Source organism: Stenotrophomonas maltophilia group sp. LNF247, assembly GCF_054083135.1.
In genome coordinates this window covers 147,554-173,729 of sequence record NZ_JBSRQL010000006.1, presented here as the reverse complement: position 1 = coordinate 173,729, position 26,176 = coordinate 147,554, and the positions used below count along the sequence as shown (strand labels likewise).

At 68.9% G+C, this 26,176-nt stretch carries 21 protein-coding genes and 1 pseudogene; 20 read left to right on the top strand and 2 right to left on the bottom strand.

The annotated features are described in order from the left end of the window. The first annotated feature begins 6 nt into the window (after positions 1-6). The 17 genes from ACTXG9_RS08595 (at position 7) to ACTXG9_RS08515 (ending at position 18,572) form a co-directional block, all read left to right on the top strand. The gene (locus tag ACTXG9_RS08595; RefSeq protein ID WP_026347223.1) at positions 7-558 is read left to right on the top strand and encodes a COG4648 family protein; all 552 of its coding nucleotides are present in this window, start codon (positions 7-9) and stop codon (positions 556-558) included. Then, positions 551-2,236 (top strand): AMP-binding protein, encoded by a 1,686-nt coding sequence (locus ACTXG9_RS08590; RefSeq protein WP_111098820.1) that lies wholly within the window; start codon positions 551-553, stop codon positions 2,234-2,236. Before ACTXG9_RS08595 ends, ACTXG9_RS08590 begins: the two co-directional genes overlap by 8 nt. Beyond that, positions 2,226-2,996 carry a glycosyltransferase family 2 protein gene (locus ACTXG9_RS08585; RefSeq protein WP_021203499.1) on the top strand — a complete coding sequence of 257 codons (771 nt, stop codon included), beginning with the start codon at positions 2,226-2,228 and terminating at the stop codon, positions 2,994-2,996. The genes ACTXG9_RS08590 and ACTXG9_RS08585 overlap by 11 nt, the downstream gene beginning before the upstream one ends. Position 2,997: 1 nt before the next feature. Continuing rightward, positions 2,998-3,939 carry an LpxL/LpxP family acyltransferase gene (locus ACTXG9_RS08580; RefSeq protein ID WP_021203498.1) on the top strand — a complete coding sequence of 314 codons (942 nt, stop codon included), beginning with the start codon at positions 2,998-3,000 and terminating at the stop codon, positions 3,937-3,939. Continuing rightward, positions 3,929-5,479, top strand: a complete 1,551-nt coding sequence (locus ACTXG9_RS08575) for an HAL/PAL/TAL family ammonia-lyase (RefSeq protein WP_014038932.1) — start codon at positions 3,929-3,931, stop codon at positions 5,477-5,479. Before ACTXG9_RS08580 ends, ACTXG9_RS08575 begins: the two co-directional genes overlap by 11 nt. Next, on the top strand, positions 5,472-5,897 hold the full coding sequence (locus ACTXG9_RS08570) for an acyl-CoA thioesterase (RefSeq protein WP_111098819.1): 426 nt from the start codon (positions 5,472-5,474) through the stop codon (positions 5,895-5,897). Before ACTXG9_RS08575 ends, ACTXG9_RS08570 begins: the two co-directional genes overlap by 8 nt. Further along, entirely contained in the window at positions 5,894-6,523 is a 630-nt protein-coding gene (locus ACTXG9_RS08565; RefSeq protein ID WP_111098818.1) for a LolA family protein, read from the top strand. Before ACTXG9_RS08570 ends, ACTXG9_RS08565 begins: the two co-directional genes overlap by 4 nt. Next, positions 6,495-8,870 carry an MMPL family transporter gene (locus ACTXG9_RS08560; protein WP_329858808.1) on the top strand — a complete coding sequence of 792 codons (2,376 nt, stop codon included), beginning with the start codon at positions 6,495-6,497 and terminating at the stop codon, positions 8,868-8,870. The genes ACTXG9_RS08565 and ACTXG9_RS08560 overlap by 29 nt, the downstream gene beginning before the upstream one ends. Positions 8,871-8,923: 53 nt before the next feature. After that, complete coding sequence (locus tag ACTXG9_RS08555; protein ID WP_329866858.1) at positions 8,924-10,174, top strand: NAD(P)/FAD-dependent oxidoreductase; 1,251 nt, start codon at positions 8,924-8,926, stop codon at positions 10,172-10,174. Then, positions 10,162-10,719 carry a DUF3261 domain-containing protein gene (locus ACTXG9_RS08550; RefSeq protein WP_021203493.1) on the top strand — a complete coding sequence of 186 codons (558 nt, stop codon included), beginning with the start codon at positions 10,162-10,164 and terminating at the stop codon, positions 10,717-10,719. Before ACTXG9_RS08555 ends, ACTXG9_RS08550 begins: the two co-directional genes overlap by 13 nt. After that, the gene (locus ACTXG9_RS08545; protein ID WP_134732097.1) at positions 10,716-11,900 is read left to right on the top strand and encodes a beta-ketoacyl-ACP synthase; all 1,185 of its coding nucleotides are present in this window, start codon (positions 10,716-10,718) and stop codon (positions 11,898-11,900) included. Before ACTXG9_RS08550 ends, ACTXG9_RS08545 begins: the two co-directional genes overlap by 4 nt. Then, positions 11,897-12,352 carry an ApeP family dehydratase gene (locus ACTXG9_RS08540; protein WP_134732095.1) on the top strand — a complete coding sequence of 152 codons (456 nt, stop codon included), beginning with the start codon at positions 11,897-11,899 and terminating at the stop codon, positions 12,350-12,352. The genes ACTXG9_RS08545 and ACTXG9_RS08540 overlap by 4 nt, the downstream gene beginning before the upstream one ends. Continuing rightward, a complete protein-coding gene (locus ACTXG9_RS08535; protein WP_021203490.1) occupies positions 12,349-13,080 on the top strand; it encodes a 3-ketoacyl-ACP reductase FabG2 in 732 nt (243 codons plus the stop codon). The genes ACTXG9_RS08540 and ACTXG9_RS08535 overlap by 4 nt, the downstream gene beginning before the upstream one ends. Next, positions 13,080-14,318 carry a beta-ketoacyl-ACP synthase gene (locus tag ACTXG9_RS08530; RefSeq protein WP_197575337.1) on the top strand — a complete coding sequence of 413 codons (1,239 nt, stop codon included), beginning with the start codon at positions 13,080-13,082 and terminating at the stop codon, positions 14,316-14,318. The genes ACTXG9_RS08535 and ACTXG9_RS08530 overlap by 1 nt, the downstream gene beginning before the upstream one ends. Positions 14,319-14,379: 61 nt before the next feature. Continuing rightward, positions 14,380-14,820, top strand: a complete 441-nt coding sequence (locus ACTXG9_RS08525; protein WP_005420284.1) for a hypothetical protein — start codon at positions 14,380-14,382, stop codon at positions 14,818-14,820. A gap of 160 nt (positions 14,821-14,980) precedes the next feature. After that, positions 14,981-15,241 (top strand): YcgL domain-containing protein, encoded by a 261-nt coding sequence (locus tag ACTXG9_RS08520; RefSeq protein WP_014648833.1) that lies wholly within the window; start codon positions 14,981-14,983, stop codon positions 15,239-15,241. Next, positions 15,234-18,572, top strand: coding sequence for an ankyrin repeat domain-containing protein (locus ACTXG9_RS08515; RefSeq protein WP_019661701.1), 3,339 nt, complete (start codon positions 15,234-15,236; stop codon positions 18,570-18,572). Before ACTXG9_RS08520 ends, ACTXG9_RS08515 begins: the two co-directional genes overlap by 8 nt. A 134-nt stretch (positions 18,573-18,706) precedes the next feature. Here ACTXG9_RS08515 and ACTXG9_RS08510 read toward each other — a convergent pair whose 3' ends face one another. Continuing rightward, a complete protein-coding gene (locus ACTXG9_RS08510; RefSeq protein WP_021203487.1) occupies positions 18,707-20,485 on the bottom strand; it encodes a monovalent cation:proton antiporter-2 (CPA2) family protein in 1,779 nt (592 codons plus the stop codon). 344 nt (positions 20,486-20,829) lie between these two features. Here ACTXG9_RS08510 and mgtE point away from each other — a divergent pair, with 344 nt between their 5' ends. Both mgtE and ACTXG9_RS08500 read left to right on the top strand, forming a co-directional pair. Next, on the top strand, positions 20,830-22,200 hold the full coding sequence (gene mgtE, locus ACTXG9_RS08505; protein WP_021203486.1) for a magnesium transporter: 1,371 nt from the start codon (positions 20,830-20,832) through the stop codon (positions 22,198-22,200). A 129-nt stretch (positions 22,201-22,329) separates the two neighbouring features. Further along, a complete protein-coding gene (locus tag ACTXG9_RS08500; RefSeq protein ID WP_021203484.1) occupies positions 22,330-25,050 on the top strand; it encodes a bifunctional acetate--CoA ligase family protein/GNAT family N-acetyltransferase in 2,721 nt (906 codons plus the stop codon). Positions 25,051-25,123: 73 nt separating this feature from the next. On the opposite strand, the pseudogene ACTXG9_RS08495 reads toward ACTXG9_RS08500, so the two are convergent. Continuing rightward, positions 25,124-25,320, bottom strand: a pseudogene (locus ACTXG9_RS08495) (heavy metal-binding domain-containing protein); the annotation flags it as partial. Between the two features lie 136 nt (positions 25,321-25,456). Here ACTXG9_RS08495 and ACTXG9_RS08490 point away from each other — a divergent pair. Continuing rightward, positions 25,457-26,158 carry an alpha/beta fold hydrolase gene (locus ACTXG9_RS08490; protein WP_111098815.1) on the top strand — a complete coding sequence of 234 codons (702 nt, stop codon included), beginning with the start codon at positions 25,457-25,459 and terminating at the stop codon, positions 26,156-26,158. The last annotated feature ends 18 nt before the right edge of the window (positions 26,159-26,176 follow it).

Below are 26,176 nucleotides of genomic sequence, written 5' to 3'. Positions count from 1 at the left end.
TCCACCATGGCACGCGCACGCACGGTCGTGGTGGCTGCGATCTCGCTGGCCTACCCGGTACTGGTGTACCTGGCGATGGGTCGTTTCGAGCCACGCTGGCTGTCGCTGCTGCTGTTCACCCTGGCCCTGCTGCGCGCGCTGAGTTCGCGCCAGCCGCTGTGGTGGGCCGCAGCGGCGGGCACCGGCCTGCTGGCGGTACTGGCTACCGTGCTCAACCAGGCCCTGCCACTGAAGCTGTACCCGGCGCTGGTCAATGCGGTGATGCTGGCAGTGTTCGGCACCAGCCTGCGCTTCGGGCCACCGCTGGTGGAGCGCCTGGCGCGGCTGCAGGAGCCGGACCTGCCCCCGTTCGCGGTGGCCTATACCCGACGCGTCACCCAGGTGTGGTGCGGGTTTTTCGTTCTCAACGGCAGCCTGGCCCTGCTGACCGCGCTGTACGCGTCGGACCGGGCCTGGATGCTCTACAACGGATTGTTGGCGTACGTCATGATGGGCGTGTTGTTCGCAGGTGAGTGGCTGGTGCGGCGGCGGGTGAAGGCGGCGCACGCGCATGGCTGAGTGGATTGCCCTTGACAGGCTGCTGCTGGCGGCGCTGCCGCATCGAAGCGTTGGCGTCTGCGATGGCGAGGTGATCGACCACGCCCACTTCCGCCAGCGCGTGCTGGCCTGGCGCGCCGCATTTGCGACGACCGAAGGGCGTGACTGGGCCCTGTATTTCGATGATGCGGTGGCCTTTGCCGCGGCGTTGTTCGGTGCCTGGCATGCCGGCAAGCGGGTGTTCCTGGCCGCCGACAACCTGCCGGCCACGTTGCAGGCGCTGCAACCGCAGGTGAGCGGTTTCGCAGGCGACGTGTCGGCCGACTATCGCCCGCTGGCGGCGCTGGACGCCACGCTGGACGACGGGCTGCAGGCGCTGGACGAGCGCGCCTGCGAGCTGTGCGTGTTCACCTCCGGCAGCACCGGCCAGCCGAGTGCGATCGGCAAGCGGCTGGACCAGCTGGCGCGCGAGGTGGATGCGCTGCAGGCTGCGTTCGGCGCACAGATGGAGGGCGTGCAGGTGCATGGCACGGTATCCCACCAGCACATCTACGGCCTGCTGTTCCGCGTGCTGTGGCCGTTGGCCGCCGGCCGCCTGATCCATCCACGCCGGTTCTTCCATGAAGACCTGGTGGGTGCGCTGGCCGGTACCGACACGGTGCTGGTGGCGACGCCAGCCCACCTCAAGCGCCTGCCCGAGCAGCTGGACTGGGCCAGCCTGCATGGCCGCCTGCGCGCGGTGTTCTCCTCAGGCGGCCCGCTGCCGGAAGAAGCCGCACGCCAGGTGCGGCAGTGGCTGGGTGTGGCGCCGACCGAGGTTTACGGCAGCAGCGAAACCGGTGGCATCGCCTGGCGCCGCTGGGACACCGACCTGCCACCGTGGCAACCGTTGCCGGGCGTGCAGTGGCGCATCGAGGATGGCTGCCTGGCCGTCGCCTCGGCGCATCTGGAAACCCTCGACTGGTGGCGTACCCAGGACCGCGTGGAAGCGTTGGCCGATGGCCGGTTCCGCCTGCTGGGCCGGGCCGATCGCATCGTCAAGATCGAAGAACGCCGCGTCTCGCTGGATGCACTGGAGCGCGCGCTGCGCGAAGACGCCGAAGTGGACGACGCGCGCGTGCTGGTCCTGCCCGGCCAGCGCGAGCAGCTGGCGGCCGTGGTGGTACCGGCTGACCGGGCGCTGCTGGCGGGTGGCGACACCGCGCGCCGCGCCCTGGGCCAGCGCCTTGGTGCGCGCCTGGCGCACGCGCATGACGCAGTGACCCGGCCGCGCCGTTGGCGCCTGGTGCAGGCGCTGCCGATCAATGCGCAGGGCAAGGTAACCCAGGCGGCGCTGGCAGCGCTGTTCCAGCCACTGATGCCGGTGCCGGTCTGGGACCGCCGCGACGCCGCCAGCGCCACCCTGCGCATGACCCTGGACCCGACGCTGCGGCCGTTCCAGGGCCACTTCCCCCAGGCAGCGATCCTGCCCGGCGTGGCGCAGCTGGATTGGGCGGTGCGTTTCGGCCGCCAGGTGTTCGCAATGCCGGCAGCGTTTCTGCGCATGGATGCGGTGAAATTCCAGCACGTGGCCCGCCCCGGCGATGAGCTGACCCTGCAGCTGGACTGGGATGCCGCACGCAGCGCGCTGGCCTTCCGTTACACCTCCAGCCATGGTGTGCATGCCAGCGGCAAAGTGGTCTTCGCCGATGCGGACTGATCCGGCCGTTGCCGGTGCCGCATTCGCGCCACTGGTGGTGATTCCCGTCTACGATCACGAGCACGCCATCGCGGCGGTGCTCGACGGCGTGCAGGCCGCGGGACTGCCCTGCCTGCTGGTCGACGATGGTTCGCACGATGGGTGCGCGGCGGTGCTGCGCGCGCTGGCACAACGCCAGGGTGTCGACCTGCTGCGCCTGGACGTGAACCAGGGCAAGGGCGGGGCAATGCTGGCCGGTTTCGCCGAGGCCGGCGCGCGAGGCTACAGCCACGTGCTGCAGATCGATGCCGACGGCCAGCATGATACGGCTGACCTGCCACGCTTCATCGAAGCCGCGCGCCTGCACCCGGGTGCAGTGATCTGTGGCATTCCGGCCTACGACGCCAGTGTTCCCAAGGCGCGCCTGTACGGTCGCTACGCCACCCACATCTGGGTCTGGATCAACACGCTGTCGCTGCACCTGCGCGACACCATGTGCGGCTTCCGCGTGTATCCACTGCCGCCGGTGCTGCGCGTGATCGGTGAAGAGACCATCGGCCGGCGCATGGACTTCGATACCGAAATAATGGTGCGCCTGTACTGGCGCGGGCTGCCGGTCGAGCACCTGGCCACGCGCGTGACCTATCCTGCCGATGGCGTGTCGCACTTCGATGTGTGGCGCGACAACGTGCGCATCAGCCGCATGCATACCCGTCTGTTCTTCGGCATGCTCTGGCGCGCGCCGCGCCTGCTGTGGCGCCGCCTGCGGGGGCAGCGCTGAGATGACGGCCGCGCAGGGCGCCCCACACTGGGCCGACATCGGCGAATCCACCTCGGTGGCCGGCGTGCTGTTCCTGTGCTGGGTGCACCGCTGGTTCGGGCGCTGGCCGTTCCGCCTGTGCGTGTGGCCGGTGGTGGCCTGCCATTGGCTGGGCAACCGTGTAGGGCGCCAGGCCTCGATGCAGTACCTGCAGCGGCTGCAGGCGCACAGCGGCGTGCTCGGCCGCGCGCCGAAACGGCGTGACAGCCTGCGCCACTTCTTTACCTTCGCCGACACGATGCTGGACAAGATCCTCGGCCTGGGCGGGCGCTACCCGGCCGAACGCATCCACCTGCACCGCGACCTGGTGCTGCAGAAGATCGCGCGCCGCGAGGGCGGGCTGATCCTCACCGCGCACATCGGCTGCCTGGAGCTGTGCCAGGTGCTGGCCGAGCAGGTGCCGGGATTCCGCATCACCGTGCTGGTGCATACCGCACACGCGCAGCGCTTCAACCGTCTGCTGCAGCGGCTGGACCCGCTGGCGGCGGTGGAACTGGTGCAGGTGACCGAAATGGGGCCGGCCACGGCGGTGATGCTGGCCGAGCGCGTTGCGGCGGGGGGCTTCGTTGCCATCGTCGGCGACCGCACGCCGGTACAGGGTGGCCGCAGCGTCACCGCCGATTTCCTTGGCCACCGCGCCCCGTTCCCGATCGGCGCCTATGTACTCGCCGCCGCGCTGGGGTGCCCGGTCTACACCATGGCCTGCCTGCACCAGGGCGAGGGCTATCGCGTTGCATTCGAACAGTTCGCCGACCGCATCGTGCTGCCGCGTGGCTCGCGCGACGCCGCACTGGCCGAACAGGCACAGCGCTTCGCGCGCTGGCTGGAACTGCAGGTCATCCAGTCCCCGTTGGACTGGTTCAATTTCTTCCCCTTCTGGGATCAGGCTCCGCATGACGACTGACGCCGTACCCGTGTGCCGCTTTGGCGATGCACCGTTGACCATCGAAGACGTGGTTGCCCTGGCCCAGCGCCAGTGCGAGGCCGCGCTGAGCGACGCGCCGGCGTTCCGCGCGCACATCCAGCGCGGCGCCGACTTCCTCGACCGACTGCTGCGCGAGGATGGCGTGATCTACGGTGTGACCACCGGCTATGGCGATTCGTGCACGGTGAACATCCCGCCGGCACTGGTGGCTGAACTGCCGCACCACCTGTACACCTACCATGGCTGCGGCCTGGGCCGTTACCTGGACCCGGTCGAGACCCGTGCGGTGCTGGCCGCGCGCCTGGCCTCGCTGGTGCGTGGCATGTCCGGTGTCAGTGTGCCGCTGCTGGAAGGCCTGGCCACGCTGCTGCAGCACGACGTGCTGCCGATGATTCCGGCCGAAGGCTCGGTCGGTGCCAGTGGTGACCTCACGCCGCTGTCCTACGTGGCGGCGGTGCTGTGCGGCGAGCGCGAGGTGCTGCACGACGGCCGCGTGCGGCCGGCAGCCGAGGTGCTGGCGAAGATCGGCATGACCCCGCTGAAGCTGCGGCCGAAGGAAGGCCTGGCGATCATGAACGGCACCGCCGTGATGACCGGCCTGGCCTGCCTGGCCTGGCAGCGCGCCGACTACCTGGCACGCATGGCCACGCGCCTGACCGCGTTCAACGTGCTGGCCAGCGACGGCAACGCGCACCACTTCGACGAAACCCTGTTCGCGGCCAAGCCGCATCCGGGCCAGGGCCGCATCGCCGCGCGCCTGCGCAGCGACCTGCACAGCGAGCGTCCGCCGCGCAATGAACAGCGCCTGCAGGACCGCTATTCGCTGCGCTGCGCGCCGCATGTGATCGGCGTGCTGGAGGACAGCCTGCCGTTCCTGCGCCAGCTGATCGAAACCGAACTGAACAGCGCCAACGACAATCCGCTGATCGATGCCGACGGCGAGCGCATCCTGCATGGCGGCCACTTCTACGGGGGCCACATCGCGCTGGCGATGGACACCCTGAAGAACACCGTGGCCAACGTTGCCGATCTGCTCGACCGCCAGCTGGCACTGGTGGTCGATGCCCGCTACAACCATGGGCTGCCTGCCAACCTGTCGGCGGCCACCGGCCCGCGCGCGGCCATCAACCATGGCCTGAAGGCACTGCAGATCAGCGTGTCGGCGTGGACCGCCGAAGCGCTGAAGCAGACCATGCCGGCCAGCGTGTTCTCGCGTTCGACCGAATGCCACAACCAGGACAAGGTCAGCATGGGCACCATCGCCGCGCGTGACTGCCTGCGCGTGATCGAACTGACTGAACAGGTGGTGGCCGCGATGCTGATCGCTGCCCGCCAGGGCCTGGCCCTGCGCGAACGGGTTGGCCTGAACGCGCAGCTGCATGGCAGTCTGGCCGACATGTACGCCGACCTGGGGCAGCGCATCGCCCTGGTTGAAGAAGACCGCGCGCTGGATCGCGAACTGCGGGAACTGCTGGTGGAGATCCGCGCGCAACGTTGGGAGCTGTACGCCGGTGAATGAGGTTATTGAACGGGTTGGCGAAATTGCGTTGACGCCCGCCTTCCATGACTGCGATCCGATGAACGTGGTCTGGCATGGCAACTATTTCAAGTACTTCGAGATCGCGCGCTGCGCGCTGCTCGGGCGCTACGACTACGACTATCCACAGATGCTCGAATCGGGCTACCTGTGGCCGGTGGTCGATGCGCGGGTGAAGTACGTGCGCCCGCTGCTGTTCAACCAGGCCCTGCGCGTGGTCGCGCGCATCGTGGAATGGGAGAACCGGCTGAAGATCGAGTATGAAATCCTCGATGCGGAAAGCGGCCAGGTGCTGACCCGCGCGATGACCATCCAGGTCGCGGTGGACGCGGGCAGCAAGGAAATGCTGTACCAGTGCCCGCCGGTACTGTGGGAACGCCTGGGAGTGCCTGCACCGTGAACACCCTTGTCCGTCTTTCCAGCGCGCTGCTGTGCGCGCTGATCTTCGTTGCCGCACCGCAGGTGCAGGCGGCCGACCCCGCCATTGATGCGATCACTCAGGCGGTGGCGCGGCCGGACGTGCTGCGTGGCCAGTTCAGCCAGGAAAAGCAGGTCAGCGGCTTCAGGAACCCGCTGCGCTCGCAGGGCCAGTTCGTGGTCGCGCGCCAGCATGGCGTGATCTGGACCACGCTCAAGCCGTTCCCCTCCGAAGTGGTGGTCACCGCCGACCGCATCCTCAGCCGCCAGCGCGATGGCAGCACCCGTGTCGAGCTCGATGCACGGCAGCAGCCGGCGATGCGTTCGGTGAACGCGATCATGTTCGCGCTGATGAGTGGCGACGTGCAGGCGCTGTCCGGCCAGTTCAACGTGGCGGCCAGCCGTGAAGGGCAGGGCTGGCGGCTGCGGCTGACGCCGAAGTCGGCGATGCTGGCCAAGGCCTTCCAGTCGCTGACCCTGCAAGGTGACCGCTACGTGCGCCAGGTCGAGATCGTCGAGGCCAACAAGGACCGCACGCAGATCCAGTTCAGCGCGTTGAGCGAGGCGCCGGCCACGCTCAATGCCGACGAGGCCCGCCGCTTTGAGTGAGGCCGTGGCATCGAACCCACCGGACCGGTTGCGGCGCTGGTGGCACTGGCTGGGCATTGCCTGGCTGCTGGTGCTGCTGGCGCTGGGCGCACAGCAGTGGCAGCTGTGGAGCCAGCAATCGCGGATCGACACCGACATCCTCGCGTTGCTGCCGCAGGATGCGCATGACCGCCTGTTGAGCGACGTCACCCGGCGCATCGCCGATGGCAGTTCACGGCAGGTGGTGGTGCTGCTGGGCAGCCAGGACGGTGCCGCCGCCAAGCGCGCGCAGTCCGCGTTCGCTGCGGCTATGGCCAAGGATGCCGATCACGCGTTGCTGGTGCCCAGTGGTTCCATCGAGGGCTGGTTCGATGAGGCGCGCGCGTTCTACGCGCCGTACCGCGACCGCCTGCTGACCCCGGCCCAGCGCGAGCAGCTGCAGGGCAGCGAGCCGGGCGCGTTGGCGGAGCAGGCGTTGGCTGCGCTGTACGGTCCGATGGGCGCCCCACGCCTGACCGATTGGCGCCAGGACCCGCTGTCGCTGTGGCCGCAATGGTGGCAGCAGCAGGCGCAGGGCTCGGGGTTACGGCTGGGCGATGACGGCCTGCTCGAAGCCGAGGGCAGGCATTGGGCCGTGCTGCAGTTCGATACACCTGGTTCGGCATTCCAGCTTGACGGCGAACGCCATCTCGATGGCCTGCTGGAACGCGCCGGAAAGGCGGCCAAGGCCGTAGCACCGGAGCTGGAGATCCTGCACGCCGGCGTGCCGCTGCATGCCGAAGCGGCCGCAGTGCAGGCCAACCGTGAGATCAACACGATCGGCTGGGGCTCGCTGGCCGCGGTGCTGCTGCTGGTGTGGCTGGCGTTCCGTTCGCTGCGCCCGATCCTGCTGGTCGCCGCGTCATTGCTGATCGGCTGTGGCGTGGCGCTGGCGGTGACCGTGCTGGTGTTTGGCAAGGTGCACGTGCTGACCCTGGTGTTCGGTGCATCGCTGGTGGGTGTGGCCGAGGATTACGGCATCCACTGGTTCGCCTCGCGCCAGGCCGAGCCGGCCGATCGTCGCTGGAAGCTGCTGCGGCACCTGCTGCCGGGCCTGTGGCTGGCCCTGCTGACCAGCGCGCTGGCCTACCTGGCACTGGGCCTGGCCCCGTTCCCGGGCCTGCGCCAGATGGCACTGTTCTCGGTGGTCGGTCTGGCCGCTGCTTTCCTCACGGTGATCTTCTGGTTCCCGTGGCTGGATGGTGGTGAGATCCGCCAGACCCGTTTCTCGCAGTGGCTGGGCAACACGCTCGAGCGCTTCCCGCGCCTGCATGGGCGTCGCCGGGTGACGGTGTTCGTGCTGGTCGCGCTGGCATTGTCTGCAATCGGCATCGCTCGCCTGCACAGCAACGACGACCTGCGCAGCCTGCAGTCATCACCGCCAGCGTTGATGGCGCAGCAGATCCGCCTGAGCCAGCTGCTGGGCATGCCCAGCCCGGCGCAGTTCTACCTGGTGCAGGGCGCGGATGCTGCGCAGCTGCTGCAGCGCGAGGAAGCACTGACCGAGCGCCTGCGTGTACTGGCCAACGACAAGCGCATTGGTGGCTATCGCGCGATCAGCGATTGGCTGCCGTCGCCGGCGCGCCAGCAGGCCGATGCCGCGCTGACCGCGAAGGTGGAACCTGGCGTGCTGTCGGCCGTGTCCGAGGCGGTGGGAGAGCCGCTGCAGCGTCCGCAGTTCGCGGATGCGCCGCTTACCGCCGAAGCCTTTCTGGCCTCGCCCGCCTCGCAGCCGTTCCGTCACCTGTGGGTGGGCGCGGTGGGCGGGCAGATGATCAGCGTGGTGATGGTCGATGACCTGTCGCGTGCCGATGCGCTGACCACCCTGCGTGGCGCGGCCGAGGGCCTGCCCGGCGTGCGCTGGGTGGACCGTACCGCCGACTTCTCGCAGCTGCTGGGCCACTACCGCAAGCTGATGGGCGGCCTGCTGCTGGTCGGCATCGTGCTGGTGTTCGGCGCGCTGTGGCTGCGCTACCGACGCCAGGCCTGGCGCGTGTTCGCACCGACCCTGATTGCCGGTGCACTGACCCTGGGCCTGCTGGGCCTGTTCGGCCAGCCGCTGCAGCTGTTCAACGTGCTGGCGCTGATGCTGCTGCTGGGCATGGGCATCGACTACGGCATCTTCCTGATCGAGCACCGCGGTGATGCCAGTGCCTGGCTGGCGGTGTGCGTGGGCGCGGCCAGTACCTGGCTGTCGTTCGGCCTGCTGGGCCTGTCGCAGACCCCGGCGTTGCGCGCGTTCGGCCTGACCCTGCTGTTCGGCATCGGCCTGGTCTGGCTGATCTCGCCGCTGTTCCGTCCGCCGCCGCACGATCTGCCGCCGGCCTGAGCCTGTTTTCCGACTTCCTTCTTTCCACTTGATCGAGCAACAAGGACGCACCGATGAACACTGCTGTGGATGCTGTCGAACGTACTGAAATCCTGATCATCGGCGCGGGCCCGGCCGGTTCGGTGGCTGCGGCGATGCTGCGCCAGCAGGGCCGCCAGGTGCTGATGCTGGAACGCCAGCAGTTCCCACGCTTCTCCATCGGCGAAAGCCTGCTGCCGCAGAGCATGGAGTACATCGAGGCGGCCGGCCTGCTGCAGGATGTGGTCGAGGCGGGCTTCCAGTACAAGAACGGTGCCGCCTTCGTGCACGGCGAAGCGCGCACTGCATTCGACTTCAGGAAGAAGTTCTCGCCGGGTTGGGGCACCACCTACCAGGTGCAGCGCGCCGACTTCGACAACGTGCTGGCACGCGGTGCCGAGCGCATGGGCACCACGCTGCGCTTCGGCGACGAAGTGCTTGCGGTCGAGCCGGGCGAGCAACCGGCGGTGACGGTGCGCCGCCCGGACGGCAGTGAATACCGCATCGAGGCCGATTTCATCCTCGATGCCTCCGGCTTCGCGCGCCTGCTGCCGCGGCTGCTGCAGCTGGAGTCGCCGTCCAACTTCCCGGTGCGCGGCGCGATCTTCTGCCACGTGCGCGACAACATTCCGGCCGAAGCGGACTTCGACCGCAACAAGATCCTGATCACCACCCACCCCGAGCACATCGACGTCTGGTACTGGACGATCCCGTTCTCCAACGGCTGCTGTTCGCTGGGCGTGGTCGCCGAGCCGTCGTTCTTCGAGCGCTACGAGGGCGACGACCTGCAGAAGCTGCAGGCCGTCGTCGGCGAGGACCCCAACCTGACCGGGCTGCTGGCCAACGCCGAATGGGCGGTGCTGCCGGTGCGCCGCATCACCGGCTACTCGGCCAACGTCAGTTCGCTGTGGGGGCCCGGCTACGCGTTGCTGGGCAACGCCGGCGAGTTCCTCGATCCGGTGTTCTCCTCGGGCGTGACCATTGCCTTCAAGTCCGCGCAGCTGGCCAGCGAATGCCTGGCGCGCCGCTATGCCGGTGAAACCGTCGACTGGGAAGCTGAATTCTCGATCCCGCTGCGCGCCGGCGTGAAGACCTTCCGCCGCTTCGTCGAAAGCTGGTACGACGGCGGCTTCCAGAAGATCATCTACCACCCGCAGCAGCAGCCCGAAGTGCGCGACATGATCAGCTCCATCCTGGCCGGCTACGCCTGGGACACCAACAACCCGTATGTGGCCGACGAAAGCGGCCGTCGCATGCGCGTGCTGGAGGAACTGTGCAGCGCCTGATCTTCCGTACTGCGGCCCTGCTGCTGTGCCTGCTGCTGGCCGCCTGTGCCGGGCGCATGCCCAAGCCACAGGTGGAACTGCCGCCGCTGCGCCTGTCGCCGGCCAGCCTGCCGGCGCCGCTGGCGCTGCAGCAGCAGCTGCACTTCCGTTTCGGCAGCCATGAGCGCGACCTCGATGCGCTGCTGGAAGCCGATGCACAGCGGGTGCAGCTGGCGGTGCAGGCGATGGGCCAGACCGGCGTGCGCCTGCAGTGGGACGGCCAGCAGCTGACCCAGCAGCGTGCGCCGTGGTTGCCGCCGCAGGTGCGTGCCGAGCGTGTGCTGGATGACCTGCAGTTCGCGCTGTGGCCGACCGCGGCCATCGCCGCAGCGCTGCCGGCCGGCTGGGAGGTCATCGACGACGGCCACCAGCGCAGCTTGTCGCGCGACGGCACGGTGTGGCTGCTGCTGCAGCGCCTGGACGATGGCAGCGTGCAGCTGGACAACCGCGCCGAAGGCTATGCGCTGCGCATCGAATCGATCGATATGGCCGGGCAGGACCCATGAGTGCACCGATCTACCTGAACGACCTGGGCGTGGTCTGCGCGCTCGGCGATGGCCGCACTGCGGTCGCGTCGGCGATGTTCGCCGATGTGCCGGGCGGGCTCAGCGACAACGACAGCCTGCTGCCGGGGCGCATCCTGGCGCTGGGAGAGGTCCGCACGCCGCTGCCGGCGCTGGAAGACCTGCCGGTGGCCCTGCGCGGGCGCAACAACGCCCTGCTGGACGTGGCGCTGGCGCAGATCGCACCGGCGGTGGCCGCGGCGATTGCCCGCCATGGTGCCGAGCGCGTGGCGGTGGTGCTGGGCACCAGCACCTCGGGCATCGGTGAATCCGAGCAGGCCCTGCGCAGCCACGCTGAACAGGGCCAGTGGCCGCAGGGCTTCGATTACGCCCAGCAGGAAATGGGCACCGCCGCGCAGTTCGTGCGCCAGCGCAGCGGCGCACAGGGACCGGCGTGGACCCTGTCCACCGCGTGTTCGTCCAGTGCCAAGGCATTGATGTCAGCCGCGCGCATGCTGCGCGCCGGCATCGTCGATGCGGTGATCGCCGGTGGCGCCGATTCGCTGTGCCGCTTCACCGTGGCTGGTTTCAGCGCGCTGGAATCGGTGTCGGCGGCACGCTGCAACCCGTTCTCGCAGCACCGCGCCGGCATCAACATCGGCGAGGGTGCCGCGCTGTTCCTGCTCACCCGCGAACCCGGCCCGGTATGCCTGGCGGGGTGGGGCGAGTCGGCCGATGCCCACCACATGTCCGCGCCCGACCCGCAGGGGCTGGGTGCCATCGACGCGCTGCAGCAGGCGCTGCTGCGCGCAGGCTGGGGCGCAGACGAAGTGGATTACGTGAACCTGCATGGCACCGCCACCGGCCACAACGATGCGATGGAAAGCCTGGCGGTCTCGCAGGTGCTGGGCAACAGCGTGCCAGCCAGTTCGACCAAGCCGCTGACCGGCCACACGCTGGGTGCCTCGGGTGCCATCGAGGCGGCGCTGTGCTGGATCGTGCTGGCCGAGAACCCGCAGCAGCTGCTGCCGCCGCACTGGTGGGACGGCGTGGCCGACCCGGCACTGCCGGTGCTGCCGCTGGTCGCACCGGGCACGCGCCTTGCGCAGCCACCGCGGCGGGTGCTGAGCAATTCGTTCGCCTTCGGCGGCAGCAATGCGGTGCTGGCACTGGAGCGTCGATGAACACGTTGTATGCAATCGAAGAGGTGGTGCCGCACCGCCAGGACATGTGCCTGCTGCAGCGCATCACGCATTGGGACCAGGACACCCTCGAGGCCGAACTGGTGGTGCCCGAGGCCGGCCTGTTCGTGGAGAACGGCGAAGTGCCGGCGTGGGTCGGCATCGAATACATGGCGCAGGCCATCGCGGCCTGGGCCGGCTGCCGCGCGCGTGCGGCCGGCAAGCCGCCGCAGCTGGGCTTCCTGCTCGGCAGCCGCCGCTACAGCAGCGCGCGCAGCAGCTTCCCCGCCGGTTCGCGGCTGCGCGTACAGGCGCGCTGCGAGCTGTTGGGTGACAATGGATTGGGGATGTTCGCCTGCCGCATCCTGGCAGGTGAGGACGAATGGGCGACAGCCAACGTGTCGGTGTACGAACCGGCCGACGCGATGGCCTATCTGGAGAGTGGACAGGCATGACAGGGAATCGAAGCGTGCTGGTGACCGGCGCCAGCCGGGGCATCGGCCGGGCCATTGCGCTGCGCATCGCGCGCGATGGCTTCGACGTGGTGGTGCATTGCCGCAGCCGCCTGGAAGAGGCACAGGCCGTGGAGGCTGAGATCCAGGCACTGGGCCAGCAGGCCCGCGTGCTGGTGTTCGACGTGGCCGACCGCGAGGCCGCGAGGGCCGCGCTGGAAGCCGATGTCGAGGCACATGGCGCGTATTACGGCGTGGTCTGCAATGCCGGCATCGCCCGTGACGGCGCCTTCCCGGCGCTGTCGGAGGACGATTGGGACCAGGTCATCCACACCAACCTGGATGGCTTCTACAACGTGCTGCATCCGCTGATCATGCCGATGGTACGGCGGCGCAAGCCGGGCCGCATCGTCACCCTGTCGTCGGTATCCGGGTTGGCCGGCAACCGCGGCCAGGTCAACTACAGTGCTGCCAAGGCCGGCATCATCGGTGCCACCAAGGCGCTGGCGCTGGAACTGGCCAGCCGCCAGATCACCGTCAACTGCGTGGCTCCGGGCCTGATCGAAACCGAAATGCTCAACGATGAAGTGGTGGAACACGCGCTCAAGCTGATTCCCGCCGGCCGCGTCGGCCGTCCCGACGAAGTGGCGGCGACGGTGGCGTTCCTGCTGTCCGAGCCGGCCGGCTACATCACCCGCCAGGTGATCTCGGTGAACGGAGGCATGCTCTGATGGCCGCCGATCGTCGCGTGGTGGTCACCGGCGCCGCCGCCATCAGTCCGCTCGGCCACGACTGGCCCACCATCGAAGCGCATCTTCGCAGCTGCCGCAATGCGGTGCGCGCGATGCCCGAATGGGATGTGTACGCCGGGCTGAACACCAAGCTGGCGGCGCCGGCGCAGGATTTCGCGCTGCCGCCCAACTACAACCGCAAGACCACCCGCTCGATGGGCAAGGTCGCGATCATGTCGGTGCGCGCCACTGAGGTGGCACTGCGTGAAGCCGGCCTGCACGAGCATCCGGTGCTGCGCAGCGGCCGTACCGGCGTGGCCTATGGTTCCTCGTCGGGCAGCCATGAGGCCACCGGTGAATTCGGACGCATGCTCAACGAGTTCACCACCGACGGCATCAGTGCCACCACCTACCTGAAGATGATGAGCCACACCGCGCCGGTCAACATCGGCGTGTTCTTCGGCCTGTCCGGGCGCGTGTACACCACGTCCAGCGCCTGCACCTCGGGCAGCCAGGGTGTGGGCGCGGCCTATGAAGCCATCCGCAGCGGCAAGCAGACGGTGATGGTGGCCGGCGGTGCCGAGCAGCTCGATGCCACCGCTGCGGCGGTGTTCGACACGCTGTTCGCCACCAGCGTGCGCAACGACGCGCCGCAGACCACCCCGCGCCCGTTCGATGCCGGCCGTGATGGCCTGGTACTGGGCGAGGGCGCCTGCACGCTGATCCTGGAGGACCTGGAACACGCGCAGGCGCGTGGCGCCACCATCCTGGCCGAGGTGGTCGGCTACGGCACCAACAGCGATGGCCAGCACGTCACCCAGCCCAGCGCCGACACCATGGCCCAGGCCATGCGCTTGGCATTGGAGGACGCCGGTCTGGACCCGGCGCAGATCGACTACGTCAACGCCCATGGCACCGCCACCGACCACGGCGACATCGCCGAGACCCAGGCCACCGCACAGGTGTTCGGCAGCCGCGTGCCGATCAGCTCGCTGAAGAGCTACGTCGGCCACATGCTGGGTGCCTGTGGCGCGTTCGAGGCCTGGCTGAGCATCGAGATGATGCGCACCGGCTGGTTCGCGCCGACCCTGAACCTGGCCGAGGTCGATCCGCGCTGTGGCCAGCTCGACTTCATCACCGGGCAGGGCCGCGAACTGCAGGCCGAGTACGTGATGAGCAACAACTTCGCCTTCGGCGGCATCAACACCTCGCTGGTGTTCCGCCGCTGGCGCGAGTGAACCACCGTCCCACCGCACTGTTTCCGCTACCCACCCGCACCCCTGACAAGGAGAAGTTTCGATGCGCCGCACTCTCATGATCGCCACTGCCACCGCGCTGCTGGCCCTGACCTCCACCGCCTCTGCCCGCGACACGCGTGTCGAACAGTCCCTGCAGGAACTGGTCAATTCGCAGGCCGCCAAGGACGCTGGCATCGACGGCAGCGTGCGCTTCTATCTGGCCGGCCAGCCGGTCAGCGTGCAGCAGCGCCTGGGCGAAGACGTGACCAACAAGAAGACCAACGCCGCCAACAAGAGCGATGCCGAGGCCTGCCGCTGGGTTGCGTTGTCGGCACTGCGCGCGCTGCAGGACGGTGCCAAGTCGCGCGGCGCCAACGCCGTGGTCGACATCGTCAGCTATTACAAGAAGAACGAGTTCAAGAGCAGCACCAACTACGAGTGCTACGCCGGTGCCATCCTCGCGGGTGTCGCGCTGAAGGGCACCTACGCCAAGGTCAAGTAAGCGCCCGTGTGGTGGCAGCCGTGGCTGAACGACGCCGCCACATTGCTGAACCTCGCCGGGGAAACGCCTTCGATCACGCCGCCAACGTCGGCTGACGGCTTTCCCCGGTGTCGGCTTTCCGACACAATCATGGCTCTTCCCGGGTTATCGTCCCGCGGACATGCACGCCTACGTCTATAAAAGCCAACTCAAGCCGGACACCTACGTCTACGTTCCCCGTCGCGATGATTTCAGCGCGCTGCCCGCGCCGCTGCTCACCTCGCTGGGGACGCTCGCCTTCGTCCTGGAGGTGGCCCTGGATGCCCAGCGCCGCCTGGCGCAGGCTGACCCGGAAAAGGTCCGCAGCGAAATGAGCGAGCGCGGGTTCTACCTGCAGGTGCCGCCGTCGGTGGCCAGCCTGATGCCGCGCCACTATGACTGACGCCTCCCGTCCGCGCCTTGTGTCAATTGCCTTCGCCGCGGGCGCGGTGCTGGCGCTGGGCGCCGCCGTGGGCGGCTTCCCGGGTGCCGTCCTGGCCGCACTGGCGCAGCCAGCGTTCGCGCTGGCGATCTCATGGTGGCGTCGCAGCCGCGCGCTGCTGCCGCTGAAGGTGGTCGCTCGCCAGGACCTGCCGGCGCTGCTGGCGTTGTGGACGGCCGCGCCGCTGCTGCTGGCGCTGTTGCTGGCCTGGCCGCTGGCGGCGCTGCGCGACAGCGGCAGCCTTGCGGCGGTGCTGGGCCTGAGCGTGCTGGTCAGTGCCGGCCTGCTCGCCGCCTGGCGCACCTGGCCGTTGTGGAACGATGTCGAACGCCTCGACGGCAGCCTGGCCCAGCACTGGCAGGCGCTGGCGGGGCGTGACCTGGGCGCCTGGCGCGGCCTCGGTGTGGCCGCGCTGGTGATCGCGCTGGCCGCGCTGGTGGTGCTGCCGGCCTGGCCGGGGCTGCTGCCGGAAAGCGCACACTGGCCCGCCGCGCTGGCGGTGGTGCTGCTGTCTCCCGTGCTGCACCTGCTGCTGCAGCGGGTGGCGCCGGCACCGCTGGTGTCGCTGCGCGCAGGCCCACTGGCCACGGCCAGCGACGAGCGCGAACCGATGTTCTCCGCTGCGGTCGAAACCACGCCGCTGGAGGCGATGGCGCCGCAGGAGCTGACCCCGGCGCTGTATGAAGCCGCCCGCCATGGCCGCATCGACCGGGGCCTGCAACTGCTGCAGGCCGGTGCCGATCCGTATGCGCTGCCGGACCCGAACTGGCGCGACCAGCGCAGCCTGGCGGTGCTGGCAGCGGTGCTGCCGGACCTGCGCCTGCTGCGCGAGCTGATCGCCCGCGGCGTCGATGTGAACGCACCGCACCGGGGCATGACCCCGCTGCTGGCCGCCACCCGCGACAGCTGGCATGGCCGCCCCGAGGCGGTGATGACCCTGCTCGCCAACGGTGCCGACTCGCGTGCCACCGACAGCGATGGCAACACGCCGCTGCACCATGCCGCGCGCAGTTCCGACCCGGGTGTGGCGGCGCTGCTGCGCGATGCCGCCGCCGAAGTCGATGCGTTGAACAACGAGGGCTGGTCGCCGCTGGCCGTGGCCTGCCAGGTCGGCAACTGGCGCCTGGCCCGTTTCCTGCTCGAACGCGGTGCACGCTGCGAACCGGCCGATGGCACCCCGGTGCTGCTGGCCGCCGCCGCCACCGAGGACGACGATCCGGCGGGCGTGCAGCTGCTGCTCAAGCACAAGGCGCGGGCCGACGCGCGTGATCGCCAGCGTCGCAGCGCGTTGCATGAAGCGGCGCTGGCCGGTCACGTCGAGATCATCGGCGTGCTGCTGGCTGCCGGCGCCAATCTGGAAGCGCGCGATGCGCTGGGCCGTACGCCGTGGCTGGAAGCGGCCCGTGCAGGTCGCGCCGCCGTGATCGAGCATCTGCTGCCGCACAAGCCGGACCTGGTCGCGGTGGACGGCGAAGGCCGTAATGCGGTGCAGCTGGCGGCGATGGCCGAGGATGTCTCGCCGCTGCTGATCAAGCGCCTGGTCGAACTCGGCATCGCCGCCGATGCCACCGATCCGGTCGGCCGCCGTGCGGTGGACTATGCCGCCGAAGCCGGCCGCTGGGCGATCGTGGCTCTGCTGGACCCGTCCTATCCATTGCCGGCTGCGGTCAGCGATGGACTGGCCGAGCGTGGCGAAGCCGCCGGCGCAAGTGGCCTGCTGCCGGACCGCCCGCCGCTGACCCTGCTGCGCGAAGCGCTGGGCTTCGGCAACACCGAAGGCATGGCCGCGCTGGCCAAGCTGTGCCAGCCGGAAGAGCTGGGTGGCCTGCTGCTCGATCCGGAGCTGGCGCTGGAGCCGCGTGCGGTCGACTGGCTGCTGGCCCACGGTGCCGATCCCTACGTGCGTGACGCCTGTTCCGACACGCCGATGTTCGCGCTGTTGTCGCGCGGCATCGACGCGGTGCCGGCGCTGCAGGTCATGCTGCAGCGTGGCCTGTCGCCGGCCGGACGCGGTGGCCTGGCACGCTTCCTCGCAGCGTGTGCGCAGCACGACCAGGCCGCCCGTGGCCTGGAACAGCTGGCACTGGAACTGCTGGAACGTGGCGCCGATCCGTTCGCCGCCTCGCCGGCCGGCGATCCGCCGCTGTCGCTCGCGGTGCGCCTGGGCTGGCTGCGCCTGCAGCAGGCCCTGCTCAAGGCCGGTGTTGATCGTGAAGCGCGCGACAGCCACGGCATGACCGCATTGCACCTGGCCACCGCGTTGGCCCGCGAAGGCGCACTGAAGCTGCTGGTGCAGCACGGTGCCTCGCCGGAAGCCCGCGCCGCCGACGGCCAGACGCCGTTGGGCGTGGCGCTGTCGATCGGTCGCCGTGATCTGGCCGACTGGCTGGACTGGCGGGTGTGGCCGTTGCCGCGCCGTACCCTGCGCGAGGCCGATCTGCCGGCCGCTGCGATGGCCGGTGATGTAGACGCCGTGCGCCGCCTGATCGATCTGGGATTTGCCGTCGACGCGGTCGACGCTCAGGGCTGCACCGCACTGCTGCGTGCAGCCGGTGGCGGCCACCTGGCGGTGACCGACCTGCTGCTGGCGCGCGGCGCCGATCCGCAGCACGCCGCGGCCAGTGGCGCGACGCCGCTGTCGGCGGCGGTCAGCATGCGCCAGGTGGACATCGTTTCGGCCCTGCTCGATGCCGGCGCCAAGCTGGAACATCGCCTGCCGGGCGGGGTGACCGTGCTGATGCTGGCCTCGGCGCTGGGTCTGCCGGACATCGTCGCGCGCCTGCTCACTGCCGGTGCCGACGTGCATGCCGGTGACGCGCAGCAGCTGGGCCCGCTGCACTGTGCCGCGCTGTACGGTTTCAGTGCCCGCGACCGCTCGCGCCTGCTGGCCCTGCTCGACACCCTGCTGTTGGCGGGCGCCGAGCCGGACCAGGCCGCCGCCGGTTCGGTCACGCCCCTGCTGCTGCTGCTGGGCGCTCGCGCCGAGCCGGGTACCGCCTGCGACGAGCAGGTGGTGATGGCGGCGGTAGAGCGCCTGCTGGATGAGGACGTGAGCCTGGACGTGCGTGATCCGCGCGGCTTCGGCCCGTTGCATTTGGCCGCGCTGCATGGCCTGCCGCTGCTGGTGCAGCGCCTGCTGCGCGCGGGGGCGGATCCGGAAGCACGCGACAGCCTCAACCGCAGCCCGCGCGAGATCGCCGTGATGCGCGGCTTCATCGACGTGGCCGGTGAGTTCGAACCGCGCGTGCCGGGCGTTTCGTCGATGGCGCGGTTCCTGCGCGACAACGGCTGATCGCTGGAAAAGGGTAGTGCCGGCCGCTGGCCGGCTACCTCATGACATCTCCGGGAACACGGGATTGCCGGCCAGCGGCCGGCACTACCGGGTCCGCCATTGATCGGGTGGGTGCCGACCGTTGGTCGGCACACCTACTCGCCGTCCCTTTCCGCGTCGGCCTCGAAAAGATGCATCAGGTCGTTGCGTGCATCGCGCGAGGTCTGGATCACCGCCGCCTCGTCGTCGTACACCAGGTACTGGTCACGCAGCAGCTGCTCATCATGCTCACGGAAGCGCTGCACGTGTCGTTCGGCCACGTCCGGCGCCACGCCCAATGCGGTCAGCACGCGGCCGCTCATCTCCAGGCTGGTGCCAAACACTTCGCGGAACGGCTCGGCCGACATGTCCATCAGGCGCCAGGCATGCTGGCGGTTGCGCGCACGCGCCAGCACCGTCGCGTCCGGGTACAGCCGGCGCACCATGCGCACCGCGCGCAGGTTGGTCTCCGGGTCGTCCACGGTGATCACGAACACATCGATGTGCTCGCCGCCCGCCGCACGCAGCATCTCCGGCCGGGTCGGGTCGCCGTAATACAGCTGGTTGCCGAAACGGCGCAGGTCGGCCACGGTGTCCGGGTTCGCCTCCAGCGCCACGAACGGCACCTTCTGCGCGGTCAGCAGGCGCGCGATCACTTGGCCGAAACGGCCCATGCCGGCGATCAGCACCTTGGGGCGGTTGTCCGGCGCCACCTTGTCGGCCTCGGCTGCCTCGCGCGGTGCGGCCTTCTCCTGGCCGAGCAGCTTGAGCAGCGCGATCATCAGCAGCGGCGTGATCGCCATCGACAGGCCCACGATCGCCACCAGCCGGTCGTGGTTGGCATTGCCGAGCAGGTGCGCGCGCTGCGCTTCGTTGAACACCACGAAAGCGAACTCGCCGCCCAGCCACAACACGCTGCCCAGCAGCAGCGACTGCCGCGGACTGAGCCGGGCGATGCGGCCGATCGCGTACAGCAGGCTGAACTTGACCACCAGCAGGATGCCGACGCCAGCCGCGATCATCCACGGCTCGGCCGCGATGCGGTCCAGGTCGATGCCCATGCCCACCGCGATGAAGAACAGGCCCAGCAGCAGGCCCTTGAACGGCTCGATCTGCGCTTCCAGCTCATGCCGGAACTCCGAATCGGACAGCAGCACGCCGGCCAGGAACGCGCCGAGGCTGGGGCTGAGGCCGGCTTCCTGCATGAACCAGGCGGTGCCCAGCACCACCAGCAGTGCGGTGGCGGTGAACACTTCCGGGCTGCGGGTGCGGGCGATGATGCTGAACACCTTGCGCAGCACCGGTCGCCCGCACAGGATCACCACTGCCAGCGCACCGAGGGCCACGGCGGCGTCTTCCCAGCGCAGAGTCTCGTTCTTCACCCCGCCCAGCAGCGGGATGGCCGCCAGCAGCGGAATCGCGATCAGGTCCTGGAACAGCAGGATGGCGAACCCGAGCCGGCCATGGTCGCTGTTGATCGCCTTGTGCTCGGACAGCAGCTGCAGGCCCACCGCCGTGGATGACAGCGCCAGCGCCACACCTACCACCAGCGCGCTCTTCCACTGGAAGTGGTCGAGCAGCAGCAGGCCGCCCAGCACCAGCCCGGACAGCGCCACCTGTGCCGCACCGGCGCCGAACACCGAGCGCCGCATCACCTTCAGGCGTGCCGGCGACAGCTCCAGGCCGATCACGAACAGCAGCATCACCACGCCGATCTCGGCGGCGCCGAGGATGCGGTCGGCGTCCTGCACGAAGCCCAGCCCGTCCGGGCCCAGCACCACACCGGCCGCCAGGTAGCCCAGCACCGCGCCGAAGCCGAACTTCTTGAACACCGGCACGGCGATGACCGCCGCCAGCAGCAGCACCAGCGCCAGTTCCAGACCACCGCTATGCATGGGAATACCTGGTCATCGGGGGAGCCGCTGTGCGTCCGTTCGGGTTGGGAAAAGCGTGGCGAACACCACCGCGCCATTATGCGCGCCGGCCTGTGCATGCACGAGAACAACCTGCGGGCAGGGTGCTGCCGCGGCGGAACCGGGTTGACCTGCATGGTCCACGGGTCCAGACTGCCCGCCGCTGGCGGCGCGTCCGCCGGCACACGCATCCCGGAGTCCCCAACCCATGTCCAGCGACAGTAGAAGTCGACCTCGTTCGACGCCAGCGATGGCCACCGCCTGACATCGGGACGGTTTGCCTGCGTTGGCGTTGCGCGAGGTCGCACCCCCACAAGGCAAACCCGATGAACCAGAAGCAATTGCTGCGCCCGGTGGCCGATGCCGCCGCACTGGCCGCGCCGCTGGCGAACTTCAACACTGCCGATGCGGTGGAATTCCTCAACACGCTGGAGCTGACCCGCGGCGCGGAAACGCTGGCTGCCCTTCCGTTGCCGCGTGCAGTGAAAATGCTGGAAGCGCCGGAACTGCACCGCAGTGGCGAGCTGGTGGCAGCGCTGCCACCGGCGCGCGCTGCCGCCCTGCTCGGCTTGATGGCCGACGACCGCGCCACCGACATCGTCCATGAGCTGGATGAGGAAGAACGCGCGCGGTTGATCCCGCTGCTGGGCACCGACGCCCGCCAGGCCATCCAGAAGCTGCTCAGCTACCCGCCGAACACCGCCGGTGCGCTGATGACCACCGAGTACGTGGCGGTACCCGCCAGCTGGACCGTGGCGCAGACCCTGCAGCACATCCGCCAGGTCGAGCGCACCCGTGAAACGGTGTACGCGATCTACGTGCTGGAGCCGTCCAGCCAGCAGCTGCAGCAGGTGGTGACCATGCGCCGGCTGATCACCGGCCTGCCGGAGGAGTCGATCCTGGACGTGGCCCAGGTCAATCCACCGGTGACGGTGGACGCACTGATGGACCAGGAAGAAGTGGCACGGCTGATCCGTCGCCACGACTTGCTGGCGATCCCGGTGGTCGATGCACAGCAGCAGATGCTCGGCATCGTCACCGTGGACGACGTGCTCGACGCGCTGATCGAGGAATCGACCGAGGACGCGCACAAGTTCGGCGGCATGGAGGCACTGGACAAGCCCTACATGCAGATCGGCTTCCTGGAGATGCTGCGCAAGCGCGCCGGCTGGCTGAGCGTGCTGTTCCTGGGCGAGATGCTGACCGCCAGCGCGATGCAGCACTATGAGGACGAACTGGCGCGCGCGGTGGTGCTGACCCTGTTCATTCCGCTGATCATGAGTTCGGGCGGCAACTCCGGTTCGCAGGCCACTTCGCTGCTGATCCGCAGCCTGGCGCTGCGCGAGCTGCGCCTGCGCGACTGGTGGAAGGTGGCCCTGCGCGAAGTGCCCACCGGCATGGTGCTGGGCGCGATCCTCGGCTGCCTGGCCATCGTGCGCATCGTGATCTGGCAGCTGGGTGGCCTGCATGACTACGGCGAGCACTGGATCCTGCTGGCGATCACCATCGGTGCCGCGCTGGTCGGCATCGTCACCTTCGGTTCGCTGTCCGGCTCGATGCTGCCCTTCATCCTCAAGCGGCTCGGTTTCGACCCGGCCAGCGCCTCGGCCCCGTTCGTGGCCACCCTGGTGGACGTGACCGGCCTGGTGATCTATTTCAGCATCGCCGCCATGATCCTGCACGGCACGCTGTTGTAACGGGAGCGTCATCCACACATGACGTGGATCTACTGGTCCCGGCGGTAGATCCACGTCATGCGTGGGTGCGGTGTCAGGACCTTGCGCACGATCATGCCGTTGCCGCGCCAGTCCGTGTACCGTAGGCGCATGAGTACCTACCACCTGCAGTCCGTGTTCCGTCCGCAGTCGGTCGCGGTGATCGGCGGCAGTCCGCGTGAGCGTTCGGCCGGCCGCGCGGTGATGCGCAACCTGCGCGGCACCGGCTTCCCCGGCAAGGTGGCGTGGATCAATCCGCGGCATGCCGAGATCGATGGCATCCGCACGGTCAAGCGGCTGAAGGACCTGGACTGGGTCCCCGACCTGGCGGTGATCACCGCACCAGCGGCCATCGTGCCGCAGGTGGTGCGCACTGCCGCCGAACGTGGCGTGCAGGCGGCGATCATCCTCACCGCGCACCTGGGTGAAGGCCCGGGCTCGCTGTCGGCGCAGGTGGAGGCGGTGGCGCGCAAGCATGGCCTGCGCATCCTCGGCCCACACTGCTTGGGTGTGATTGCACCGCACGCGCGACTCAATGCCAGTATCGCCGCACATTTCCCGCAGGCAGGCGACCTCGCCCTGATTTCCGAATCCTCGGCGATCGCCGCCGCGCTGGTGGAGTGGGGCGTAGCGCGCTCGGTCGGCTTCTCCGCCGTGGTCTCGCTGGGCGATACGATGGACGTCGACTTCGGCGACCTGCTCGACTACTTCGCCACCGACTACCGTACCCGCGCCATCCTGCTCTACGTCGAGCAGATCAAGGACGCGCGCAAGTTCATGTCGGCCGCGCGTGCCGCCGCCCGCGCCAAGCCGGTGGTGGTGGTGAAGTCGGGGCGCGCCGAGCGCGTGCAGCCGGGCAGCCGCGATACCCATGTGCAGGCCCTGGCCCGTGCCGATGATGTGTACGGTGCCGCCTTCAACCGCGCCGGCCTGCTGCGCGTCGGTGCGCTGGACGAGCTGTTCACCGCCGCCGAAACACTGGGGCGGCTGGGCACCTTCCCTGGCCGCCGCCTGGCCATTCTCAGCAATGGTGGCGGCGTCGGTCGCCTTGCCGTGGACCAGCTGATCGCGCTGCAAGGCACGCTGGCCACCCTGTCCGACAGCACGGTGCAGAAGCTCGATGCAGTATTGCCACAGGGCTGGTCGCGCAGCAATCCGGTCGACATCGTGGTCGACGCCGATGGTGACCGCTATGCCGCGGCCATCGAAGCGCTGCTGGCCGACAACGAGAACGACGCGGTGATGGTGGTCAACGTGCCGACCGCGTTCACCTCATCGGCGGACGCCGCGCAGGCACTCACCCGCACGCTCGGCCTGCGCCCGCGCCATCATCGCGACAAGCCGGTGTTCGCGGTGTGGCTGGGCAACGATGACCAGGCCACCGCCACGCTCAACGCGGCGCGGGTGCCGACCTATCCGACCGAGGCCGAAGCCGTACGTGGCTTCCAGCATCTGGTGCGCTACCGCGAAGCGCAGAACGCGTTGATGGAAACGCCGCCCAGCCTGCCGCAGGACTTCAGCGTCGACACGGCCGCCGCGCGCGCACTGGTCGATGCCGCGCTGACCAACGGCCAGCAGTGGCTGGACCCGCTGGCTACGCATGAACTGCTCAAGGCCTACGGCATTCCCTCCGCGCCGGTGATGCATGCGCGTGACGCGCACGAGGCGATGGATCTGGCGCAGCCGCTGCTGGAACGCGGTGCCACGGTCGCGCTGAAGATTCTCTCGCCGGATATTCCGCACAAGTCGGAAGTGGACGGCGTGCGCCTGAACCTGTCCACCCTGCCGGCGGTGCAGAGCGCGGCCAACGCGATCCTGTCGCGTGCACGCCAGCTGCGGCCGGATGCGCGCATCGATGGTCTGCTTGTGCAGCCGACCATCGTTCGCCCGAAGGCGCGCGAGTTGATCGTCGGTATTGCCGATGACGCGACGTTCGGCCCGGTGATCGTGGTCGGCCGTGGCGGTACCGCGGTTGAAGTCATCAATGACAAGGCGTTGGCGCTGCCGCCGCTGGACCTGCGCCTGGCGCACGAGCTGATCGGCCAGACCCGCGCCTCGCGCATCCTCAAGGCCTATGGCGATGTGCCTGCCGCCGACGAGCGCGCACTGGCATTGGCGCTGGTCAAGCTGGCACAGCTGGCCGCCGACATTCCCGAAGTGCGTACGCTGGACATCAATCCGTTGCTGGTCGACGGCAAGGGCATCCTCGCCCTCGACGCACGCGTGGCGGTGGCGCCGTCGCGCATCCTGCACAAGGGCCGTGGCCACCCGCGCTTCTCGGTGTTCCCGTACCCGAAGGAGTGGGAGCGCACCATCGAACTGTCCGATGGCGGCCGTGCCTTCGTGCGTCCGGTGCGGCCGGAGGACGACGCGCTGTTCCGTGCGTTCTTCGCCCGCGTCAGCGACGAGGACCTGCGCCTGCGCTTTTTCCAGTCGGTGAAGCACTTCAGCCACGAGTTCATCGCGCGCCTGACCCAGCTCGACTACGCACGCTCGATCGCACTGGTGGCGATCGAACCGCGCAGTGGCGAAATGCTTGGCGCGGTGCGCCTGCACGCCGATGCGGATTACCACCGCGGTGAGTACGGCATCCTGATCCGCTCGGACCTGAAGGGCCATGGCATCGGCTGGCGGCTGATGGCGATCATGATCGAGTACGCCAAGTGGCTGGGCCTGGACGTGGTCGAAGGCCAGGTGCTGCGCGAGAACAGTACCATGCTGGCGATGTGCCAGAGCCTGGGCTTCAAGACGAAGCTGGACCCGGATGACCCGACGGTGATGATGGTGACCTTGCCGGTGCAGCAGGTCGAAGTGCCCGGAACCCCGTTGTAGAGCCGAGCCTGCGCTCGGCTGCCTTACATCTCACGGGCACGCCTGAGCCGAGCATGGGCTCGGCTCTACAGGATCACCGCTGCGGTTCCACCGCCACCGCCGTGCCATAGCACAGCCGCACGGTCAGCCCGGTCATCACATAGATGGCGTCGTAGCGCATGCCGATGATCGGGTTGGCAGCCAGCTGCCGTGCTTGCTTGTCTCTGCTGCGCCAGGTTTCCTCGCGGCCTGTTCGCACAGCGCGGTGTAGATGGTGATGGTGTCGCCAAAGAGCGGCTCCGCCGCTGTCTTCTGTAGCGTCGAGCCATGCGCCACTGGCTATGCAGCCGTCGAACGTGGCTCGACGCTACAATCCGCCCCCTGTTGCGGCATGGTTCCGTCACCGTGCTGGCGCGACAATACCCCCATGACCGACCGTATCCCCCTGCTGCTGCTGCCTGGCCTGCTCAACGACGCTGAGCTGTGGCGCTCACAGTTGGCTGATCTTGCCGACATCGCCGATTGCACGGTAGGCGACCAGACCCGTGGCGAAACCCTGCAGGCGGTGGCCGAGGACGTGCTCGCACAGGCACCGGAGCGCTTTGCGCTGGCCGGTTTCTCATTGGGCGGCTTCGTCGCCCAGCAGATCCTGCGCATTGCGCCGGAGCGCGTGCTGCAGCTGGCGCTGATCGATACCTCGATCCACGCCGATTCACCGGAACGTGCCGAGCAGCGCCGCAGCCAACGGGCCAGCGTGCGCCTGCCCGGCAGGTTCCATGGCTTTGGTGATGCGCTGATGCGCAGCTACATCGATGCCTCGCGGCTGGACGATTACGTGCTGGTGCAACGCGTGCGCGACATGACCGCTCGCCTGGGCGCGGAAGTATTCTTGCGCCAGAGCGCACTGGAACGCCGTGATGGCCATGATGTGCTGGCTGGTTATCGCGATCCGCTGCTGATCGTGTGCGGCGCCAACGATCGCATCACGCCGCTGGCGGTGAGCGAGGAAATGCACGCGCTGGTGCCGCACTCGCAGTTGGTGGTGGTGCCCGATTGCGGGCACCTTGCCCCGATGGAAAAGCCGGACGAGGTCAGTGCGGCGATGCGAGGCTGGTTGTTGCAGGCCTGATGGATCCGCCGGGCATGG

Bases quoted from the DNA above. Each gene is read 5' to 3' on its own strand.
- ACTXG9_RS08500 (WP_021203484.1), top strand. From the start codon at position 22,330: ATGAGTACCTACCACCTGCAGTCCGTGTTCCGTCCGCAGTCGGTCGCG.
- ACTXG9_RS08510 (WP_021203487.1), bottom strand. From the start codon at position 20,485: ATGCATAGCGGTGGTCTGGAACTGGCGCTGGTGCTGCTGCTGGCGGCG.
- ACTXG9_RS08560 (WP_329858808.1), top strand. From the start codon at position 6,495: ATGCCGACGAGGCCCGCCGCTTTGAGTGAGGCCGTGGCATCGAACCCA.
- ACTXG9_RS08515 (WP_019661701.1), top strand. From the start codon at position 15,234: ATGACTGACGCCTCCCGTCCGCGCCTTGTGTCAATTGCCTTCGCCGCG.
- ACTXG9_RS08595 (WP_026347223.1), top strand. From the start codon at position 7: ATGGCACGCGCACGCACGGTCGTGGTGGCTGCGATCTCGCTGGCCTAC.
- ACTXG9_RS08490 (WP_111098815.1), top strand. From the start codon at position 25,457: ATGACCGACCGTATCCCCCTGCTGCTGCTGCCTGGCCTGCTCAACGAC.
- ACTXG9_RS08575 (WP_014038932.1), top strand. From the start codon at position 3,929: ATGACGACTGACGCCGTACCCGTGTGCCGCTTTGGCGATGCACCGTTG.
- ACTXG9_RS08535 (WP_021203490.1), top strand. From the start codon at position 12,349: ATGACAGGGAATCGAAGCGTGCTGGTGACCGGCGCCAGCCGGGGCATC.
- ACTXG9_RS08540 (WP_134732095.1), top strand. From the start codon at position 11,897: ATGAACACGTTGTATGCAATCGAAGAGGTGGTGCCGCACCGCCAGGAC.
- ACTXG9_RS08530 (WP_197575337.1), top strand. From the start codon at position 13,080: ATGGCCGCCGATCGTCGCGTGGTGGTCACCGGCGCCGCCGCCATCAGT.
- ACTXG9_RS08545 (WP_134732097.1), top strand. From the start codon at position 10,716: ATGAGTGCACCGATCTACCTGAACGACCTGGGCGTGGTCTGCGCGCTC.
- ACTXG9_RS08525 (WP_005420284.1), top strand. From the start codon at position 14,380: ATGCGCCGCACTCTCATGATCGCCACTGCCACCGCGCTGCTGGCCCTG.
- mgtE (WP_021203486.1), top strand. From the start codon at position 20,830: ATGAACCAGAAGCAATTGCTGCGCCCGGTGGCCGATGCCGCCGCACTG.
- ACTXG9_RS08590 (WP_111098820.1), top strand. From the start codon at position 551: ATGGCTGAGTGGATTGCCCTTGACAGGCTGCTGCTGGCGGCGCTGCCG.
- ACTXG9_RS08580 (WP_021203498.1), top strand. From the start codon at position 2,998: ATGACGGCCGCGCAGGGCGCCCCACACTGGGCCGACATCGGCGAATCC.
- ACTXG9_RS08555 (WP_329866858.1), top strand. From the start codon at position 8,924: ATGAACACTGCTGTGGATGCTGTCGAACGTACTGAAATCCTGATCATC.
- ACTXG9_RS08585 (WP_021203499.1), top strand. From the start codon at position 2,226: ATGCGGACTGATCCGGCCGTTGCCGGTGCCGCATTCGCGCCACTGGTG.
- ACTXG9_RS08520 (WP_014648833.1), top strand. From the start codon at position 14,981: ATGCACGCCTACGTCTATAAAAGCCAACTCAAGCCGGACACCTACGTC.